This window comes from Fulvivirga aurantia (assembly GCF_009711475.1).
Classification (GTDB): Bacteria; Bacteroidota; Bacteroidia; order Cytophagales; family Cyclobacteriaceae; genus Fulvivirga; species Fulvivirga aurantia.
Map to the genome: position 1 here is coordinate 1 of NZ_SMMD01000573.1, position 4210 is coordinate 4210.

General features: G+C 40.8%; 3 protein-coding genes. All 3 read left to right on the forward strand.

What is annotated here, in order from left to right:
• A partial coding sequence (locus E1176_RS04885; RefSeq protein ID WP_155209449.1) for an FtsX-like permease family protein occupies positions 1 to 914 on the forward strand: 914 nt, incomplete at its 5' end.
• 1 nt (position 915) lies between these two features.
• Complete coding sequence (locus E1176_RS04890) at positions 916 to 3291, forward strand: ABC transporter permease (protein ID WP_155209450.1); 2376 nt, start codon at positions 916 to 918, stop codon at positions 3289 to 3291.
• A 101-nt stretch (positions 3292 to 3392) separates the two neighbouring features.
• Positions 3393 to 4210: HEAT repeat domain-containing protein (locus E1176_RS04895; protein ID WP_185152637.1), on the forward strand; the 818-nt coding region annotated here is incomplete at its 3' end.

The window sequence follows — 4210 nt, forward strand, 5'->3', positions numbered from 1 at the left end:
CCGGGGTAGAGTCTGTAACTTTTACCGAACAAAGCCCGGTGGCTACCTCAAATAAAAATAACGGTGTGGCGTGGCCGGGTAAACCAGAAGGGTCTACAGCCTTTGTGAATGTAATACAGGTAGGTGCGGACTTTTGTAAAACCTTTGATATAAACATTAAAGAAGGAAATGCTTTTCAACCTTTCCTCTCTAATGATACGAAGCAGGTCATCTTAAACGAGGAAGCGGTGAAGTTGATGGCATTGAACGAACCTTTAGGTACTGAGCTCACGGTTTGGGGTCACTCTTCACAGGTTGTTGGTGTCGTAAATAATTATCATCATCAAACGCTAACACACGCCATTGAGCCGGTTGTAATTTTATACAACCCGGAAGAAACCTGGAACGCTTACATCAAAGTTGATGGCCAACAAACGCAAACTCAAATTGCATCTATTGAAAAGGTCTACCAAAGCTATGAAGCAGACCACCCTTTTGATTTTGCTTTTCTAGACGAAGTTGTAGCAAAATCTTACGACAACTTGTCTTTAATAAGCAGATTGAGCTTTGCTTTCACTTCAGTGGCGATTATTATAAGCTTTCTTGGTTTATTTGGCCTGTCTGCTTTTCTCATTCAAAAAAGGTCAAAAGAGGCCGGAATTCGTAAGGTAATGGGGGCTGGCTCATTAAGTCTTATCTTTCTATTTACCACCGACTTTATCAAACTGGTACTAATTGCACTTGTATTGGCCGTCCCTATTGCCTGGTACTATTCCGAGCACTGGCTATCCGATTTTACTTTTCATTCGGCTCTCAGCTATAAGCCCTTTTTATTCGCAGGATTGGCTGCTATTGCAGTAGCCATAGCATCAGTTATCTATCATTCGCTTAAGGTGTCTTTTACCAATCCGGCTCAAACACTTAAAGAAGAATAGTATGCTTAAGAACTATGTAAAATACGCCTTTCGATATCTGTCTAAGCACCGGGTTTTCACTCTAATTAATATTTCCGGGCTTACCGTAGGTCTAGCAAGTTTTTTGCTCATCATCAATTTTGTACAATATGAGCTGTCTTACGATCAGTATATTGAAGATATCGATCAGGTCTACCGGGTTAATTTAGTTAGAAACGAAGCCGGTAGTAAAGCTGCTGCCATCGGCCCACCTATGGGCCCTGCTATGCAAAGTGAGTTTCCTGAGGTAGAAACTTATGTCAGATTTCGGCATGCAGATGATGTGCTTGTGCGCATCGGTGAAGATGAGTTTTATGAAAATAGTATCTTTTACGTTGATAGTACTTTTCTTGACGTATTTACCTTTCCACTGGTTCATGGCAATAGAGAAAATGCTTTGTCCACAAAAAACTCGGTCATTATCACTGCAGATTTGGCTCAAAAGTATTTTGGTAATACCGACCCGGTCGGAAAGACCATCACATTAAATGATCAGGTTGAATTGAAAGTTACTGGCGTTTTAGGCGATCCTGCGTCACCCAGCCATTTTGAGTTTGACATGCTCATCTCGTTCCAGTCATTCGAAGTACCTCATGGCTACCCTGTAACATTAGACACCTGGGGTTGGACGTCTTTTCCTACCTATATCAAATTGTATAAGGGCTCTGACCCTTCAAATGTCAATAAGCGTTTTGCAGATTTTATTACAAGAAATATGAGTGAAAATGCAGCTCAAGCAATTTCATTAGAGCTTCAGCCTGTCTCAGATATTCATCTACACTCTAAAGACATAGCCGAGCGTGATGGTATTCCAGCCAAAGGCGACATCAAGTATATCACGATTTTAGGTGCCATCGCATTTCTTATTTTAGGACTGGCAATATTTAATTTTACCAACCTATCTACTATACTTTCACTCAAACGCTTAAAAGAAGTAGGCATAAGAAAAACCCTTGGTGCCTATCGAAAAACCGTCTTCTGGCAATACAGTATTGAATCAATTATTATTTCGTTATTGAGTCTGTTTTTAGCAGTTACTTTCCTGGAAGTCTTTAGCAATTATCTCAGCAACATCTTCAACGTTCCTTTACAGCTTTTCGAATATCTCGCCAGCAATTGGCATCAGGTTATATTACTTGTGCTATTGGTAGGCCTGGCTGGTGGCGCATATCCGGCCTTCTTTTTATCAAAATACTCTCCTGTAAAAGCACTCAAAAGTAAAGCCAACTCACATACTGGAAGGTTTAGCCTGAAATCATGGTTGGTTGGTCTGCAATTTTTTATCACCATTGGCCTGGTAGCAAGCAGTGTTGTGATCAATGATCAAATGCAATTTCTTCAAAATAAAGACCTTGGATTTGATCAGGAAAGGGTTATAGCACTTCAAGTACAAGGAGCCGCCTTATCTGAAAAATACCCTCTCGCTAGAGAACGGTTTCTTAGGAGTCCTTATGTAAAAAATGTAACTGCCAGCGGCAATATGTTTGACGGGCAAAATGGAAGCGTTCCGGTCATTGATCACCAAAATGAGGAGACCGATTATCGCATAAGTTTATTTGGTGGCAATTACGGCTTTGTAGAAACTATGGGGCTTGAATTAAAAGAAGGGAGGGATTTCTCAGAGGCTTTCGCCAATGACAGCAGTGGTTTTATTCTCAATGAAGCAGCTGTGGAAATGTTTGGCTGGAAAGATAGCCCAATTGGTAAAGCACTTACAGTAAATGTTTGGGAAGGTGAAGTCATTGGTGTGGTAAAAGATTTTCATTTTGCCAGCCTCCACGAAAACATTGGCCCGGTTGTAATCTACATACCGGAAACCTACGTTGATCGTATTTTCCTGAAAACTACAGGAGGAGATCTCCCTGCGATGTTAGCGTCACTCAATAGCGATTGGCAAACTGTTTTTCCAGAACTCCCCTTTGATTACACGTTTCTTGACGAGCATATAGATCAGCTTTACAAGGCAGATAGTAACTTTTCACAACTTGTTTATCTATTCTCAGGCCTTGCCATACTACTTGCATGTATGGGGCTGTATGGTGTTATCGCTTACAATATCAATGTTAAGAAGAAGGAGATTGGAATCAGAAAAGTGTTGGGTGCTAGTATTACCAATGTAATATCGATTTTAAGTCAGAAATACCTGGTTCTTATTTTTATCTCCTCTGTATTTGCACTACCAATTGCCTGGTTCTTGCTTGAGCAATGGTTAGGCGGTTTCGCTTATAAAGTGGCTATTAGTCCGCTGCATTTTATAGGAGCACTTTTGCTTACATTGGTTATTGCCTTTCTTACATTAAGTTTCAAAACCATCTCTGCTGCAAGTGCTAATCCAGTAGACTCTTTAAAGGAAGAGTGATTCTAAATTTCAGAATATTTTGCGGCTGAGTTTTTCTATTTTATTAGCTATTTTCCTGCTGTGCAGCAAAAACTTTTATATTTGGTTAAATCATAAACTTTATGCAAAAATTAACCAAGCTCATCAGCAACCTCTGGCTCCCTGTTTTAATTATAATTATTTCCGCCTGTCAAAATGAAGCTGATAACACTACTGCCAAATCTACCAATGCCTTTAGTGATGAAACCCTCCTTTCCATCTATGAGCATCAGGATCGAAGAAACACTGAAGCTTTAGTCGATTATTTTGATGATAGCAACCCCACATATCGAGCTGCTGCCGCTGAAGCGATGGGTTCTGTGCAAGACTCACTGGCTATACCTATGTTGGCCAACTTGCTAAATGATGAGAACGCCAAAGTGAGAAAAGCAGCGGCTTATGCCCTTGGTCAAACTTATGATAGTGCCGCCATGGTGCCGCTTACTAAAGCACTAGAATCGGAAGACAGTGTTTTTGTAAAGAGAGAATTGTTTGAAGCGCTGGGTAAAGTGGTAACGCAACCTAAAATCTATTGGCTCAACCAACAGCCTACACCAGATCCACTGGAAAAAGAAGGCCTGGCCTGGGGTATATATCGTGCTGGTATTAGAAATGTGCATGACGAACTTTCGGTGGGCACTGCTATCGCGCTTTTAGATAAAGAGCATAATTACGAAACACGACTGGCTGCAGCACATTTTCTATCAAGGAGCAGAAATCTAGAACTTAAAAACTATCTACTTCAACTTATTGCTTCTGCCACACAAGACAGTGCGGCCAATGTACGCATGGCTGTGGTATTCGCTCTGGGAAAGATACAATCTCCAACTGCTCTTGAGACTTTACTCAATCAGGGTGTAAAAGACAGAGACTATAGAGTGAGAGTAAATGCAATCAGGGC

Excerpts from the sequence above, each read along its gene's own strand:
- E1176_RS04890 (WP_155209450.1), top strand. The coding sequence starts at position 916 with ATGCTTAAGAACTATGTAAAATACGCCTTTCGATATCTGTCTAAGCAC.